The sequence below is a fragment of the Janthinobacterium kumbetense genome, from assembly GCF_023703445.1.
Taxonomy (GTDB): Bacteria; Pseudomonadota; Gammaproteobacteria; order Burkholderiales; family Burkholderiaceae_D; genus Janthinobacterium; species Janthinobacterium kumbetense.
Genome location: NZ_JAMQGR010000018.1, coordinates 56,293 through 70,740 on the forward strand (window position 1 = coordinate 56,293; position 14,448 = coordinate 70,740).

Annotated in this window: 12 protein-coding genes; 3 read left to right on the forward strand and 9 right to left on the reverse strand. The window is 63.1% G+C overall.

Annotated elements, in window-relative coordinates:
* Positions 1–11: 11 nt before the first annotated feature.
* Positions 12–377, reverse strand: a complete 366-nt coding sequence (locus NCG91_RS26855) for a winged helix-turn-helix transcriptional regulator (protein ID WP_099380591.1) — start codon at positions 375–377, stop codon at positions 12–14.
* Between the two features lie 114 nt (positions 378–491).
* Here NCG91_RS26855 and NCG91_RS26860 point away from each other — a divergent pair, with 114 nt between their 5' ends.
* Positions 492–1,199 (forward strand): glutathione S-transferase family protein, encoded by a 708-nt coding sequence (locus tag NCG91_RS26860; protein WP_251351897.1) that lies wholly within the window; start codon positions 492–494, stop codon positions 1,197–1,199.
* Between the two features lie 118 nt (positions 1,200–1,317).
* Positions 1,318–3,402 carry a S9 family peptidase gene (locus NCG91_RS26865; protein WP_435526524.1) on the forward strand — a complete coding sequence of 695 codons (2,085 nt, stop codon included), beginning with the start codon at positions 1,318–1,320 and terminating at the stop codon, positions 3,400–3,402.
* A gap of 82 nt (positions 3,403–3,484) precedes the next feature.
* Here NCG91_RS26865 and NCG91_RS26870 read toward each other — a convergent pair whose 3' ends face one another.
* The 8 genes from NCG91_RS26870 to NCG91_RS26905 all read right to left on the reverse strand — a co-directional run bounded on the left by NCG91_RS26870 (position 3,485) and on the right by NCG91_RS26905 (position 13,187).
* On the reverse strand, positions 3,485–5,539 hold the full coding sequence (locus NCG91_RS26870) for an esterase-like activity of phytase family protein (RefSeq protein ID WP_251351898.1): 2,055 nt from the start codon (positions 5,537–5,539) through the stop codon (positions 3,485–3,487).
* A 72-nt stretch (positions 5,540–5,611) separates the two neighbouring features.
* Positions 5,612–6,538 (reverse strand): helix-turn-helix domain-containing protein, encoded by a 927-nt coding sequence (locus tag NCG91_RS26875; protein WP_251351899.1) that lies wholly within the window; start codon positions 6,536–6,538, stop codon positions 5,612–5,614.
* A gap of 55 nt (positions 6,539–6,593) precedes the next feature.
* Positions 6,594–7,511: a helix-turn-helix domain-containing protein gene (locus NCG91_RS26880; protein ID WP_251351900.1), complete on the reverse strand. Its 918-nt coding sequence runs from the start codon at positions 7,509–7,511 to the stop codon at positions 6,594–6,596.
* Between the two features lie 16 nt (positions 7,512–7,527).
* Entirely contained in the window at positions 7,528–9,009 is a 1,482-nt protein-coding gene (locus tag NCG91_RS26885; RefSeq protein WP_251351901.1) for a mannitol dehydrogenase family protein, read from the reverse strand.
* Complete coding sequence (locus NCG91_RS26890) at positions 9,009–10,058, reverse strand: ABC transporter ATP-binding protein (protein ID WP_099664782.1); 1,050 nt, start codon at positions 10,056–10,058, stop codon at positions 9,009–9,011. The genes NCG91_RS26885 and NCG91_RS26890 overlap by 1 nt, the downstream gene beginning before the upstream one ends.
* Positions 10,059–10,081: 23 nt before the next feature.
* Positions 10,082–10,900 (reverse strand): carbohydrate ABC transporter permease, encoded by an 819-nt coding sequence (locus tag NCG91_RS26895; protein ID WP_034777945.1) that lies wholly within the window; start codon positions 10,898–10,900, stop codon positions 10,082–10,084.
* 10 nt (positions 10,901–10,910) lie between these two features.
* Entirely contained in the window at positions 10,911–11,771 is an 861-nt protein-coding gene (locus NCG91_RS26900) for a carbohydrate ABC transporter permease (RefSeq protein WP_099664783.1), read from the reverse strand.
* A 111-nt stretch (positions 11,772–11,882) separates the two neighbouring features.
* Positions 11,883–13,187, reverse strand: a complete 1,305-nt coding sequence (locus NCG91_RS26905; RefSeq protein WP_251351902.1) for an ABC transporter substrate-binding protein — start codon at positions 13,185–13,187, stop codon at positions 11,883–11,885.
* Positions 13,188–13,497: 310 nt separating this feature from the next.
* Between NCG91_RS26905 and NCG91_RS26910 the strand changes: the two genes are divergently transcribed.
* A partial coding sequence (locus tag NCG91_RS26910) for a carbohydrate porin (protein ID WP_251351903.1) occupies positions 13,498–14,448 on the forward strand: 951 nt, incomplete at its 3' end.

Consider the following 14,448-nt stretch of genomic DNA (forward strand, 5'->3'; position numbering starts at 1 on the left):
GACAGTTGTTTCTATTGAGAGTGATCGTCGCCATCGGGCGCGAGAAAGGCGCCGCCCCCGTCCGCCTGTCCGCGCAGGCGCAAGCCGATGGCGCGCAGCATCTCGACCAGCTCCCGCAAGCGCAAGCCCTCGTCCGTCAGCCGGTATTCCACCTTGACGGGCACTTCCGCGTAAATCGTGCGCGTCAGCAAGCCCGCCTCTTCCAGCGCGCGCAAGTCCAGGGTCAGCATGCGCTGCGAGATATTCGGCACGGCGCGGCGGATTTCGCTGAAGCGCTTCGGCCCCGCCATCAGATAGCTGAGCAGCACGATGCGCCAGCGCCCGCCCAGCAATCGCATGGCTTCTTCCACGGCGCAGCCGGAGACATTGTCTTTCATGGTTGGATTCCCACTTGGTATAAAAAATGTACCTATACCACATTATTCTGCCTTCTTCCAAATAGTAACCATCGCGATTAGACTGCCCTTCTTTTATCTCACCGGAGCTCCAGCATGGAAACCACCCTGATCTACAGCGTGCCGTTCGGCTGCTCGTTCGCCGCCATCGCCGCCCTCGAATGGAGCGGCTTGCCGTATCGCCTGGCCCGCGTGGAAGCGCGCGATCCGGCCAGCAAGCAGCATCCCGCCTTTCTCGCCATCAATCCCCTGGGCCAGACGCCCGCCCTGCTCACGCACGCGGGCGCGCCGCTGCTGGAAAGCATGGCGATCCTGCTGCACATCGCCGCGCGCGCACCCAATAGCGGCCTGGGCTTTGCGCAGGGCACGCCGCAATACGACCGCCTGAACAGCGTGCTGTCGTTTTTGCACACGACCTTCCACGCAGCCTTCATGCCCGCTTTCCAGGCCGCGCGCGCGCCGGAAACCGACGCGCGCGCGGCCGTCTGGCGCGAGATGGCGGTCGAGAAGGTCAACAAAAGCCTGGCGCACCTGGAGCGCCTGCTCGCCGGCCGCACCTGGCTCGCTTCCGATACCGCCCCCACCATCGCCGACGCCTACCTGGCCGCCACGGCGCGCTGGGCCGAACCGCTGCAGCTGGCGCGCCTGGCAGACTATCCGGACACGGCGCGCGTGCTGGCGGCGCTGGAACAGGACCCCGGCATCCGCTTTGCCCACGCCATCGAGGACGGCTTGCCGGCCGTCAGCCAGGGCGGCTTCCTGGGCCACGTGGCGCTCGACCAACTGGCACTGCCGGCCGGCTAACCGGCGGTCAACTCCCGCAGCAGGCGCGTCTTTATTGCTATGATGTCGGGCTGCCGGCGGTACAGCCGGCCACGTCAATACCATATCGATAACGTCGTCATAAAAATCGGGAGTTTGAATGAGTTTACGTCTGCTGCTCTTGGGAGCATTCAGTGCCGCCATGGCCACCACCGCCGCCGTGCCGGCTCTGGCTGCGCCGCGCGGTTTCACCGTGGAAGACATGGTTGCCATGGAGCGCGTGGGTAGCCCCGTGCTGTCGCCGGACGCCACGCGCGTCGTCTACACGGTGCGCACCACCAACCTGGACAAGAACCGCGGCAACACGCAGCTGTGGATGATCGACCTGCGCGCGCCGAACGCGGCGCCACGCCAGCTCACGCGCGGCGATGCCAGCGCCAGCGATCCGCAATGGTCGCCGAACGGCGACGCCATCTACTTCCTGTCCGGCCGCTCCGGCTCCTCGCAAGTGTGGCAACTGCCCCTGAACGGCGGCGAAGCGGCCAAGGTCACCGACCTGGCGCTGGACGTCGACACCTACCGCCTGTCGCCGCAGGGCGACCGCCTGGCCTTCAGTATGGGCGTCTTCCTCGATTGCGCGGACCTCGCCTGCACGAAGAAGCGCCTCGATGACAAAGCCAAAAACAAGGCCAGCGGCATGGTCTACGACCAGATGTTCGTGCGCCACTGGGATACCTGGGCCGATGGCCGCCGCAACGCGCTGTACTCGGCGCCGATCGACGCCACGGGCAAGGTCAGCGCCGCGCCCGTGAGCCTGAGCGGCACCCTCGATGGCGACGCGCCATCGAAACCGTTCGGCGACAATGGCGAATACCACTTCAGCCCGGACGGCAAGACGGTGGCCTTCTCCGTGCGCGTGGCCGGCCGCACGGAATCGTGGTCGACCAACTTCGATGTCTACACGATTCCTGCTATCGGCGGCCAGGCGCCGCGCAACCTCACGGCCGACAATCCGGCCTGGGATGCGAAAGCCACCTGGTCGCCCGATGGCCGCACCCTGGCCTATGTCGCCATGACCAAGCCGGGCTTCGAAGCGGACCGTTTTCATCTGGTGCTGATGGATGTCGCCACCGGCAAGAAGCGCACCCTGGCCGATGACTGGGACCGTTCCGTGGCCGACTTCCGCTGGACGCCGGACAGCAAGGCTTTCCTCGTCGCCGCCGATGACGTGGGCCAGCACCGCTTGTTCCACATCGACGCGGCCAGCGGCAAGGTCGCTGCGCTGACGGGCAAGGGCGCCGTGGGCGACTTCGACGTGCGCGGCAATACCATCGTGCTGGCGCAAGCGAATCTGGCCTCGGGCGCGCAGCTGTACACGCGCAAGCTCGACGCGAAGTCGGAAAACGCGCCGATGGTGCAGCTGACGAAGCAGAATGCGGCGGCCCTGGCCGACGTGCGTTTCGGCGAATATGAACAGTTCTCGTTCGCGGGCGCGAATGGCGAAACCGTCTACGGCCACGTCATGAAGCCATGGAATGCCAAGGCCGGCGAAAAGTATCCGGTTGCCTTCCTGGTGCATGGCGGCCCGCAAGGCAGCTTTGGCAATAGCTGGAGCTACCGCTGGAACCCGCAAGTGTATGCGGGCGCCGGCTATGCCACCGTCTTCATCGACTTCCACGGTTCCACCGGCTATGGCCAGAAATTCACGGATTCCATCAGCGGCGACTGGGGTGGCAAGCCGCTGGTCGACTTGCAGAAGGGCCTGGAAGCGGCCACCAAGAAGTTCCCGTGGCTGGACCGCGAGCGCAGCTGCGCGCTGGGCGCGTCCTACGGCGGCTACATGATGAACTGGATCGCCGGTAACTGGCCAGACGGCTTCAAGTGCCTGGTCAACCACGACGGCGTGTTCGACAACCGCGGCATGGCTTACGCGACGGAAGAACTGTGGTTCACCGAGTGGGAAAACGGCGGCCCGTACTACGACGCGCCGGCCAAGCACGAGCAGTTCAACCCCGTCAACTTCGTGAAGAACTGGAAGACGCCGATGCTGGTGGTACAGGGCGACCTGGATTTCCGCATCCCTACCGCGCAAGGCCTCGGCACCTTCACGGCGCTGCAGCGCCAGGGTATCCCGAGCAAGCTGCTGGTCTTCCCGGACGAGAACCACTGGGTACTGAAACCAGCGAACTCGCTGCTGTGGCATCACACGGTGCTCGATTGGCTCAATACCTACACTAAAAAATAAGCCTGTTCCAGCGTAAAAAAGCCGCACAGTTCGCACTGTGCGGCTTTTTTTCATCCATCAATTAAGCCAAATCAATACGCCATCAATACGTATTGAGCGCCTTGGCGAACTTCACGATCCACAAGCGGCTAGGACGCTCGCGGTCGTCGCCGCGCGCCACGCGGATGGTGTTGGCGGCGTTGCAGCCGGCCGCGCTGCTCGTGACGATGGTGCCGTTGGCATCGACCGTGCACTTGGTGACGTCAGCGCCATCGACTTCCACGCCATTCGCGTCAAAGATCTTCGTCTTCAGGCCGAAGTCATTGTCGTTGGCCAGCGCGATGGTGGAGTCGTCGATCAGGGTCAGGCCTTCCGCCTTTTCCGCCGCCCAGCCGATGGCGTTCAAGTCCAGCAGCAGGGTTTTCTTCAGCGGCGTGACGGCGGCCCAGTCGGCGCCATTCACGGCCGCGCCGCCCATGCTGCTTTTTTCCAGGTCCGAGGTCGTCGCGTTGAAGGCAGCGGCCGCAATGTCCGTGGCGCCCTTCAATTCGACCAGCATCAGTTTATTGAACACCTTGCCCGACGGCGCGGCACCCTGCTCGATGACGAGGAATTTGCCGCCGCCCAGCGCCACCATGTCGCCCAGCTTGGCGTTGCCCGTGCGGCCATCCTGGTAGTCGGCCGCATTCAAGGGATACGCATACATCTTGCCGCTGGTGCCCGTCACCGGGTCGAATTCGATCCAGCGCGTGAAGCGGGCGAAGCGTTCCACCTGCTCCGCCTTCTTCGTCACCGAATACATGGCCGTGCCGTCGCTCAAGGGGCTTTGCAGGAAGGCGTACAGCTTGTCGTTGCTCGTGTCGAGGGTCATGCCTTCCATGCCGCGGTTCGCGCGGCGCTTGGCGAACAGCGCCGGCAAGCCCTTGCCCGGCTCGTACTTGGCCTGGATGACGCCCGTGGCCGCATCGATCTTGATGATGAAGGGGCCGTATTCGTCCGATACCCACAGCGCATTGCGCTTCGCATCGACGACGATGGCTTCCGAATCGAGGCCGCCCGCGTTGAACACGGCCTTGCCCGTCGCGTCGAACTTCATCGCATCCATGACAGGAATCTCGGCCGAATTGCCGACCGCGCCCACGGGCACGGGCAAGCCCGAGCTGTTGACGGTGGCCGACACCTTGATCGGCGTGCTCGATGCCAGCACGGCGCCATTCTTGCCCACCGTGATCACGCCAAACGACGGAGTAAAACTGGGCGACGGGAAGATCTTGCTGCCGATGGTGCCCTTGCCCGAGGGATCGGGTACCAGCGGGCCGTCGCCGTTCGGGCCGCGGTCCGTCAAGCCATAGAATTCCAGGTCACCGGCCGCATTCTTGCCCTTGTAGGCCAGGCCCGAGCCGTACGACGGCAGGAAGCCGTTCGGGAATTCGCCCTTGATCTTCGCGTTCGCGCCTTCGTACGGCACGTAGAATTTGTCGGCCGCCTGGATCTGGTAGCGCGTCACGGTCACTTTCACTTCGCCCAACGGATTGGCTTGCGTCAGCGCTTCGTTGACGGGCGCGCCCGCTTTCGAGGCCAGGGTGTCTTCGAAATGCTCGCGCACGAGGGCGCGGCGCTCCGCATCGACCGTGCGGCCGGCGAATTTCGCGCCCACCGTTGCCAGATGCGCGGCCAGGGCCGTGTTGAAAGCTGCCGGGGCAGCGGCGAAGTCCAGGGTCTTGCCGGCCAGCGCAGCCTTCACTTCGGCCGTCAGCCTGATGCCGTTCGACGGATCGCTGTCGTCATCGAGCAATTGCAGCGCCAGCAGGCGGTTGACGACCTTGTCGTCCGCCACATTCGTGCTGGCGGCCAGCGCCAGCGGCGTGACGACGGCGCCGCACGGCGCCGAGCCCAGGGCCAGGCCACCCACGCTGAAGGCGACCGTCTCGCCCGGATTGCAAACGAATTCGCCCTTGGCATTGGTGCTGGCCTTGGCCGCGCTGCCCGCCACGTAATCGAGTCCTTCCACCGCGCCATCGAGGAACACGCCCGTCTGCGCCACGGGCTTGGAAGGCTCCGCCGGCGGATTGTCGCTGCCGCCGCACGCGGCCAGGGCCAGGCCGGCGGCGATGGCCAACAGGGTCAGTTTCGGGATCGGCGTTACGGCAGTATTCATGCATTCCTCGGCTAAGGTGGGTGGAGTAGCCGTGGAGCATAACTAATCAAAGTGACAAGGTAATGACAGCGGCTAGGCCTGTGGCATATCCGCCACGGGCCCGCCGATGCCGCCAAAACGGCCATCGGCCTGGCGCCGGAATTCCTTCGGCGTGACGCCCTTCACCTGCAGGAAGCGGCGGTTGAAGTTGGCCACGTTCTGGAAACCCACGTCGTAGCAGACGTTCGACACATACTGGTCCGTATCCATCAGCAGCTGGCACGCCTTGTTGATGCGCAGCCGGCTGATGAAATCCGTAAAACTGTTGCCCGTCGCCTTGCGGAAGAAGCGCGAGAATTTACTCAGCGACATGCCCACCTGCTCGGCCAGCATTTCCGCCGAAATCGGCTCGCGGTAATTGTCCGTGATGTAGTTGAGGACGGCATTCACCTTGGCCAGAGTCGCATCGTCGTCGTACGAACGCAGGGAGGCGCTCGACAGCAAGCGGTAATTGGCGGTGCGCGCCAGTTTGCTCATCAGTTGCACGAATTCGGCGAAACGCTCGGCGCCATGCGTGACGCGGATGCGCGCCAGGTGCCGCTCCGCTTCCGCGCCCATGTCGAAAAACTCCACGCCATAGCTGGAGCGCTCCAGCAGCGGCAGCAACTCGCGCAATTCGGGAATGACGCGCGCGGCGCCCGCCAGCGGCGCGTGGGCGAATTGCACGATCATGTCGCGCAGGGCCACGCCGCCTTCCGGCATCACGTTGGAAATCCAGTTGTGCGGCAGGCGCGGGCCCGTCAGCACCAGGTGGCCGGGCGAAAACTCGCCGATATAGTCGCCCACGAACAATCGCCCGCTGGTGGCGACGATCAGGTGCAGCTCGTATTCCTCGTGGCAGTGCCAGCGCACGCGCGAGCTGGGATAGCCGTGTTCCAGGTAATTGATGATGCCGTCATAGCTTTCGCGTTCCAGTTCGGGCGCCTTGCGCTCGCTGTCCTTCTGCCACAGGTGTTCCATGCTCGTCTCTCCCAGGCTGTCCCCGCCTGTGCCATCCAATGTACCTCAAAAAGCCTCACTCGCCAAAACGGCCCAGCGCCTGCTGGCGAAACTCCTTCGGCGTCATGCCCTTCAATTCCAGGAAGCGCCGGTTGAAATTGGCCACGTTGTTGAATCCCGCCTCGTAGCAGATGTTGCTGACATAGCGCTCCGTTTCCATCAGCAGCTGGCACGCCTTGTTGATGCGCAGGCGGTTGACGAAGTCCGTGAAGCTGTTGCCCGTGGCGTGGCGGAAGAAGCGCGAAAACGTCCGCTCGGGCATGTCCACCTGCTCGGCCAGCTGTTTCAGCGAAAACTGGCTGCTGTAATTGTGCACGATGAAGTTGATGGCGGAACTGATGCGCGCCAGGGCCACGTCGTCGTCGCTCGACTGCATGGGCACCGTCGACAGCAGTTGGTAGTCGCTGGTCTGCGCCAGTTCGCCCAGCAGGCTCAAAAATTCGATCAGGCGCGGCAAGCCGCTGCTGTCGCGGATGCGCCGGAAGCGCCGCAGCGACTGTTCGCTGACGCCAAAGAATTCCACGCCATGCAGGGCGCGCTGCAGCAGCGGGAAAATATCCTTCAACTCGGGCATGGCGGCGGCCATCGACGCCAGCGGCGCGTGCGAAAACTGGATCACCATGTCGCGCAAGGCCACGCCTTCCGGGGGCGTGCCGAGCGACACCCAGTTGTGCGGCACGCGCGGCCCCGTCAGCACCAGGTGGCCGGGCGCGAACTGGCCGATGTAGTCGCCGACAAACACCTTGCCGCTGCTCTCGACGATCAGGTGCAGCTCATACTCGTCGTGGTAATGCCAGCGCACCAGCGAATTCGGAAAGCCGTGCTCCAGGTAGCGGATGAAGCCGAAACTGCCTTTCGGCTCGAAGCCGGGCGTGGCGTCGCGCTGCTGTTCCAGCTCCATCTGCGGTTGCGGATATTCGGCCTTGCGTTGCATGGCGCGCCCTCCCCCGTCAGGCGACAATCTGTTCCAGCGCCGCGCGCGCGCCCAGCCCATACAGGCCGGCCAGCGACTGCCCCACCGCCTGCGTGAAGGCCGGTGTGTCGCTCAGGTCGCCGAACAGCTCGCGCAAGGACAGCAGCGCCGCGGCGTCCGCGCCGCCCTGCAGCGCCAGCGCGCGCAGGCGCACCGCGTACGGATCGTTCAACGGCATCTCGCGTCCCTGCTCGTCGTGGCCTTCCAGGTAGCGGAACCAGCACGCCACGGTAAACGCCAGCAGCGTGATGGCGCCGCCCCGGGCCAGCGCTTCGCGCACGGACGGCAGCACGAATTTCGGGATGCGCGCCGAACCTTCCGTGCCGATGCGCGCCAGCTGGTCGCGCACGGCCGGATTCGAGAAGCGCTCGATCAGGGTAGCCTTGTACCGCTCCAGATCGATGCCTTCCACTACATCCAGCAAGGGCGTCACTTCCTCATCCATCATGCGGCGTACGAGCAGGCGGATGCCAGGATCGGTCATCGCTTCATGCGCAAACGTGTAACCGAGCTGCATGCCAATGTAGCACAGGGCCTGGTGGCTGGCATTGAGCAAGCGCAGCTTCATCTTTTCATACGGCAGCACGTCGTGCGTCATCTGCGCGCCCACCTGTTCCCAGGCCGGCCGGCCCTGCGGGAATTCGTCTTCGATGACCCACTGGCGGAACGGCTCGCACACGACGGGCCAGGCGTCGACGATGCCGAAGGTCTCGCGCACGAGCGCCCGGTGTTCGTCCGTGGTGGCCGGCGTGATGCGGTCGACCATGCTGTTGGGGAAGCTGCCGTGCGTGGCCAGCCAGCGCGCCAACTCCACGTCGCGCAGGGCGACAAAGGCCAGCAGCATCTTGCGCGTCACGTCGCCATTGTTTTGCAGGTTATCGCAGGACATGATGGTAAACGGCGCCAGGCCACGCTGGTGGCGCAGGGCCAGCGCCGCGGCCAGGTAGCCGAACGAGCAGCGCGGCGCCTCCGGGTGCGCCAGTTCGTACGCAATGTCGGCATGACCGGCGTCAAACTCGCCCGTGCCCTGGTTCACGTAGTAGCCGCCTTCCGTGATGGTCAGCGCGACGATGCGCGTGCCAGGGTCGGCCAGCTTATCCAGCACGGCTTGCGGCTCGTCGGGCGCATACAGGTATTCGGCGATGCTGCCGATGATGCGCGCGCTATCGCCGGCCGCGCTGCGCTCGACCACCGTGTACAAGCCATCCTGCGCCTGCATGGCGTCGCGCATGGCCGCGTCATGCGCCAGCAAGCCCACGCCGCAATAGCCCCACTGCGCATGCTCCTGGCCTTGGAGCGCCAGCAAGTCGTCGAGGTACACGGCCTGGTGGGCGCGAAAAAACCCGCCCACGCCGATATGCACGATGCTGGGCACGAGCGCGCCGCGCGCATACGCTGGCACGGCCACGGTCCCTGGCAGCGTTGCCAGGTTTGCCTGGTTCAAGGCGATGGCGTCCATTACAGCGCTCCTTTCGCCGCCGCGTAGGTCTTGCCGGCGCGGTCGAAATAATGCACGAAGCCCGGCTCGAACGTCAGGTGCGTCTGCTGGCCCGGCTGCAGGCTGCTGCGCTCCGCGCCGCGCGACACCACCTGCACATTGTTCGGCAGGCGCACATAGGTAAGTGTTTCCACGCCCAGCGATTCGACCAGGTCGACGGTGACGGGCACGCTGCCCGGCTGCGCCGCACCCAGGTGCACGTGCTCGGGGCGGATGCCGACAAAACCGTCGGCCTGCGCCGCGCTGCCCGCCTGCGCCAGCAACTGCGGCGCCGCGTCGGCCGGCACCACGTTCATGCTGGGCGTGCCGATGAATTGCGCGACAAAGCGGTTGGCGGGACGGTCGTACAGTTCCAGGGGCGAGCCATGCTGCTCGATCTGCCCGTCGCGCAGCACCACCACGCGGTCGGCCAGGGTCATCGCCTCGACCTGGTCGTGCGTGACGTAGATGGTGGTGGCGCCCAGCTCGCGGTGCAGCTTGGCGATCTCGATGCGCGTCTGCACGCGCAGGGCCGCATCGAGGTTCGACAGCGGTTCATCGAACAAGAACACTTTCGGGTCGCGCACGATGGCGCGGCCGATGGCCACGCGCTGGCGCTGCCCGCCCGACAATTCTTTGGGCGTGCGCTCCAGGTACTTCCCCAGGTCGAGGATGGCGGCCGCCTTGTCGACTTTTTCGCGGATGATGGCCGGATCGACGCCGGCCAGCTTCAGCGCGAACGACATGTTCTGGAACACCGTCATGTGCGGGTACAACGCATACGACTGGAACACCATCGCCAGGTCGCGCTTGGACGATGGCAAGGCCGTGATGTCGCGCCCGTCCAGCGACAGCTTGCCGCCGTCGATCGGTTCGAGGCCCGCGATCAGGCGCAGCAGGGTTGATTTACCGCAACCCGACGGCCCCACGAAGACGACGAATTCGCCCTGCCGGATCTCCAGGTCGATGCCCTTGATGGCGCGGTGCTCGCCAAAGAATTTCTCGATATTGCTCAGTTGAAGGTAAGCCATGATGTGTGTCTCTATTCTGTAGTTTATTTGACTGCGCCAAAGGTCATACCCTGGACCAACTGCTTCTGGCAGAACCAGCCCAGCGCCATGATGGGCGCGATGGCCATCAGGGAAGCGGCCGACAATTTCGCCCAGAACAAGCCTTCCGGGCTCGAATATGATGCGATGAGCCAGGCCAGGGTGCCCGCGTTGGAAGCGCCCAGGTTCAGCGACCAGAACGATTCATTCCACGACCACACCATGCACACGAGGGCCGTGGAAGCGATGCCGCCCACGGACAGGGGCAGCACGACGTGGCGGAATTCGTCCCACACGGTGGCGCCATCCATGCGCGACGCTTCCAGGATTTCGCGCGGCAACTCCTTCATGCTCGTGTACAGCAGCCAGATCATGATGGGCAAATTCATCAGCATGAACATGATGGTCAGGCCGATGCGCGTGTCGAGCAGGCCGAAGTACTGGTAGCAGATATAGATCGGCATCAAGGCGCCCACGCCAGGCATGTAGCGCGAGCTGAGCATGAATTTCAGCAAGCCGATGGTGCCGCCCGTGGGAAAGAAAGCCATCGAGTACGCGGCCGGGATGGCAATCAGGAGGCCGATGGCCGTCGACAGCACGCTGGTAAACAGCGAGTTCCACGCGTAGCCGAAGTAATTGTCGCGCGCCAGCACTTCGCGGAAGCTGTCGAGTGTCGGCGTGAAAAACAGCAGCGGCGGCGTGGAAATGGCTTGCCCTTCCGTCTTGAAGGCCATCAGACCCAGCCAGAAGATGGGGAAGAACAGCAGCAGCGCGAACAGCCAGGCGGCAGCCGTACGGCCATATAAGTTAAGTTTGCTATGCATCAAGGTCTCCTTATTTCGACAGATTCTTGCCGATGACGCGCATCAGGAAGAAGGCGGCGATGTTGGCGATGAGCACGGCGAACAGGGCGCCGGCCGAGGCCGCTCCCACGTCATAGGACAGCAGTGCCTGCTGGTAAATCATGAAGGTGATGGTGGTCGTGTCGAAGCCGGGACCGCCGCCCGTGGTGGTAAAAATTTCCGCAAAGATCGACAGCAAGAAGATCATTTCGATCATCAGCACCACCGAGACGGCGCGTCCCAGGTGGGGAATGTAGAGGTAACGCAACTGCTGCAGATACGTGGCGCCATCCATGCGCGCCGCTTCCAGCTGTTCCCGGTCCATCGATTGCAGCGCCGTCATGAAGATCAGGCAGGCAAACGGCAGCCATTGCCACGAAACCATCATGATGATGGAAAACAGGGGGTGGGCCGACAGCCAGTCGACGGGCGTGGCGCCAAAGAACAGGCTGATCTGCGCGAACAGGCCGTAGATCGGGTTGAGCAGCATGTTCTTCCACATCAGGGCATTCACGGCCGGCATGACGAGGAACGGCGAAATCAAGAGCACGCGCACGACGGCGCGCCCCGGAAACGCTTCATTGATCAGCAAGCCCAGCGCCGTGCCCAGCACCACCGTGATCAGCATGACGGAAAACAGCAGGGTAAACGTGTTCTGCAGGGCCGGCAGGAACGAGGCATCCGTAAAGAAAAAGTGGAAATTGGCCAGGCCATGGAAAGGATGGCCGCTTGGATCGAGCATGGAATAGCGCACGAACGCGTAATACAGGGTGATCAGCAGCGGGATCACGGAAATGACGGAGACGGCGACCACGGCCGGCGTCAGCAAAGTCCGGGGGATAATGCGTTTCATAGGATTTCTCTTGGGGCAAGAAGGAACAATCGCCGGCAAAAATCTGGGGTCAGACCCGTCGGGTCTGACCCCGGCTTTACGCTATTGGAGCAAGCAAACTATGCAGCAGGCTTACTTGTAGTACCCGCCTTTGCGCATTTCCCGCTCGGCCGTCTGCTGCGACAATTCCAGCGCCTGGTCCACCGTCACCTTACCCAGCAACGCCGCCGCCATCTGCTGGCCGGCCGCCACGCCGATCACCTGGAATTCGGGGATCGACGCAAATTGCACGCCCACATATGGCGATGGCGGCAAGGTGCTTTGCACGGCGCGCGTGGTGGCCAGGGCCTTGCCTTCGGCGGCGGCAAATTTCGCCGCTTTCTGGAACTCGGGGCTCGCATACGTCGACTTGCGCGTGCCGGTCGGCACGTTGGCCCAGCTCGTTTCCTTGGCAACCAGTTTCACGTAGTCAGGCGAGGTGGCCCAGTTGATGAAGCGCTGCGCCTCGTTCGGGTGTTTCGAGCTCGACGGGATGGCCAGCGACCAGATCCACAGCCAGTTGGCGCCCCGCTCCGTCACGCCAACGGGCGACTGGGCGAACGCCACCTTATCGGCCACCTTGCTTTGCTTGGGGTCGGTGATGAAGGAAGCGGCGATCGTCGCATCGATCCAGATGCCGCACTTGCCCTGGTTGAACAGCGCCAGGTTTTCATTGAAGCTGTTGGCAGCAGCGCCCGGCGGGCCATATTTCTTCATCAGCTCGACATACATGTTGACCGCGTCTTTCCACGGCTTGCTGGTAAATTGCGGCTTCCATTTCATGTCGAACAACTGGCCGCCATAGGAATTGGCCATGGTGGTGATCAGGGCCATGTTGTCGCCCCAGCCCGGCTTGCCGCGCAGGCAGATGCCGTACACGCCGTTGGCCGGATCGTGCAGCTTGGCCGCCACGTCGCGCAACTGGTTCCAGGAAGGACGGTCCTCGATCGTCACGCCGGCTTTTTTGACCAGGTCGCTGCGGTACATGATCATCGAGCTTTCGCCATAGAACGGCGACGCGTACAGCTTGCCGTCGCCGGAGAGGCCTTCGCGTATGGCGGGCAGCAAGTCGTCGATATCGTATTTGGCGTCAGGTTTGATGGGGATCAACCAGTTTTTCTTGCCCCAGATGGGCGTTTCATACAGGCCGATGGTCATCACGTCGAACTGGCCGCCCTTGGTGGCGATATCGGTGGTCATGCGCTGGCGCAAGACGCCCTCTTCCAGGGTCACCCATTTGAGCTTGATGTCGGGATTGGCTTGCTCGAAGAACTTGCTGAGCTTTTGCATTTCGATCATGTGGCCATTGTTGACGGTGGCGATGACGAGGTCGGTTGCGGCGAAGGCGGACGAACTGAGGAAGCCGGCGCACAGCGCGGCAATGGCGGAACGTTTCATTGTGTGTCTCCAGTGTTTTTTGTCGTTGGCAATGCTCAGGTACTTAGCACCACGACCACAATGTAGCACCAGACTTTGATACTTTCTGATACTCCAAAACCGCAATTCGATACTCCTTTGCAAGCCCGCTATGCGCAAGAGTATCGACATTGGATAAAAACAACACTTTGAAAGAAAGTATCGTCACTTGTTCGTTTTGTATCAGGGTGGTTAAAAAAGCGCTGCTAGACTTGGTTTTCGGCATTAGACCGTGTGCGGTGACAGCCTTCCGGGGCGCCACCGCTACCACCTACATTTTTCTGGAGACCGCATGAACCGCACTGCATTGAAAACCTTGCCTGCCCTGCTCCTCGCCATCGCCAGCGCTTCCGCCATGGCCGACCCGATGTACCCATCCGACTCCGAAGGCTTCCACGGCTACCTGCGCGCCGGCGCCGGCAGCAATACGTCGGGCGACGGCGGTTCGCAAGGCTGCTTCGGCCTGGGTGGCAATACCATGAAATACCGTCTGGGCAATGAGTGCGACGCCTACACGGAATTCGGCTACACCAAATCCGTCGCCAAGTCCGGCGGCGTGAACTACCTGGCCACCATCTGGGTCAACGCTTATGCGCCAAACTCGGATTTCGGCGACAACAAGCTGGGCATCGTCAAGGCCTACGTTGAAGCGCAGGGACTCGATTTCCTGAACGGCGGCACGGCCTGGATCGGTAAACGCTTCTACTACCGTCCTGACATCCACATGCTGGACTTGCAATACATCAATATGAACGGCACGGGCGCCGGCCTGGACCGCATTCCCGCTGGCCCGGGTAAATTCTCGTACGCCTTCTTCAAGGACAACGACGTCAAGGTCGCGTTGCCAAACGGCGGCGTCAACACCAAATCGGCCGTGCGCCAGAACTTCATCTACGGCGAGATTCCCGTCAATGAAAACGGCACGCTGGACCTGGCCGCGACCTACATCATCGGCGAAGGCAAGGATGACGTCATCACTGGCAAGCGCAATAATGGCTGGCAGCTGTCGGCCTTCCACCGTCAAGGTAAAGTGTTTGGTGGTGGCAATACCTTCGGCGTGCAGTACGGCGTCGGTCCCGGCACGGGCAAGGGCGCGCAGTTCGGCGCTTCGGGCGACACCAATTTCGGTTCGGACGTCAAGCGCACGCGTATCTTCAATGACATGGCGATCCAGCCGATGGCCAACTTCGGCATGGAATTCGTCGCCCTGTGGCAAAAAGACGAGTCGAACGCCAAGGGTTCG

Excerpts from the sequence above, each read along its gene's own strand:
- NCG91_RS26855 (WP_099380591.1), bottom strand. The coding sequence starts at position 377 with ATGAAAGACAATGTCTCCGGCTGCGCCGTGGAAGAAGCCATGCGATTG.
- NCG91_RS26860 (WP_251351897.1), top strand. The coding sequence starts at position 492 with ATGGAAACCACCCTGATCTACAGCGTGCCGTTCGGCTGCTCGTTCGCC.
- NCG91_RS26865 (WP_435526524.1), top strand. The coding sequence starts at position 1,318 with ATGAGTTTACGTCTGCTGCTCTTGGGAGCATTCAGTGCCGCCATGGCC.
- NCG91_RS26870 (WP_251351898.1), bottom strand. The coding sequence starts at position 5,539 with ATGAATACTGCCGTAACGCCGATCCCGAAACTGACCCTGTTGGCCATC.
- NCG91_RS26875 (WP_251351899.1), bottom strand. The coding sequence starts at position 6,538 with ATGGAACACCTGTGGCAGAAGGACAGCGAGCGCAAGGCGCCCGAACTG.
- NCG91_RS26880 (WP_251351900.1), bottom strand. The coding sequence starts at position 7,511 with ATGCAACGCAAGGCCGAATATCCGCAACCGCAGATGGAGCTGGAACAG.
- NCG91_RS26885 (WP_251351901.1), bottom strand. The coding sequence starts at position 9,009 with ATGGACGCCATCGCCTTGAACCAGGCAAACCTGGCAACGCTGCCAGGG.
- NCG91_RS26890 (WP_099664782.1), bottom strand. The coding sequence starts at position 10,058 with ATGGCTTACCTTCAACTGAGCAATATCGAGAAATTCTTTGGCGAGCAC.
- NCG91_RS26895 (WP_034777945.1), bottom strand. The coding sequence starts at position 10,900 with ATGCATAGCAAACTTAACTTATATGGCCGTACGGCTGCCGCCTGGCTG.
- NCG91_RS26900 (WP_099664783.1), bottom strand. The coding sequence starts at position 11,771 with ATGAAACGCATTATCCCCCGGACTTTGCTGACGCCGGCCGTGGTCGCC.
- NCG91_RS26905 (WP_251351902.1), bottom strand. The coding sequence starts at position 13,187 with ATGAAACGTTCCGCCATTGCCGCGCTGTGCGCCGGCTTCCTCAGTTCG.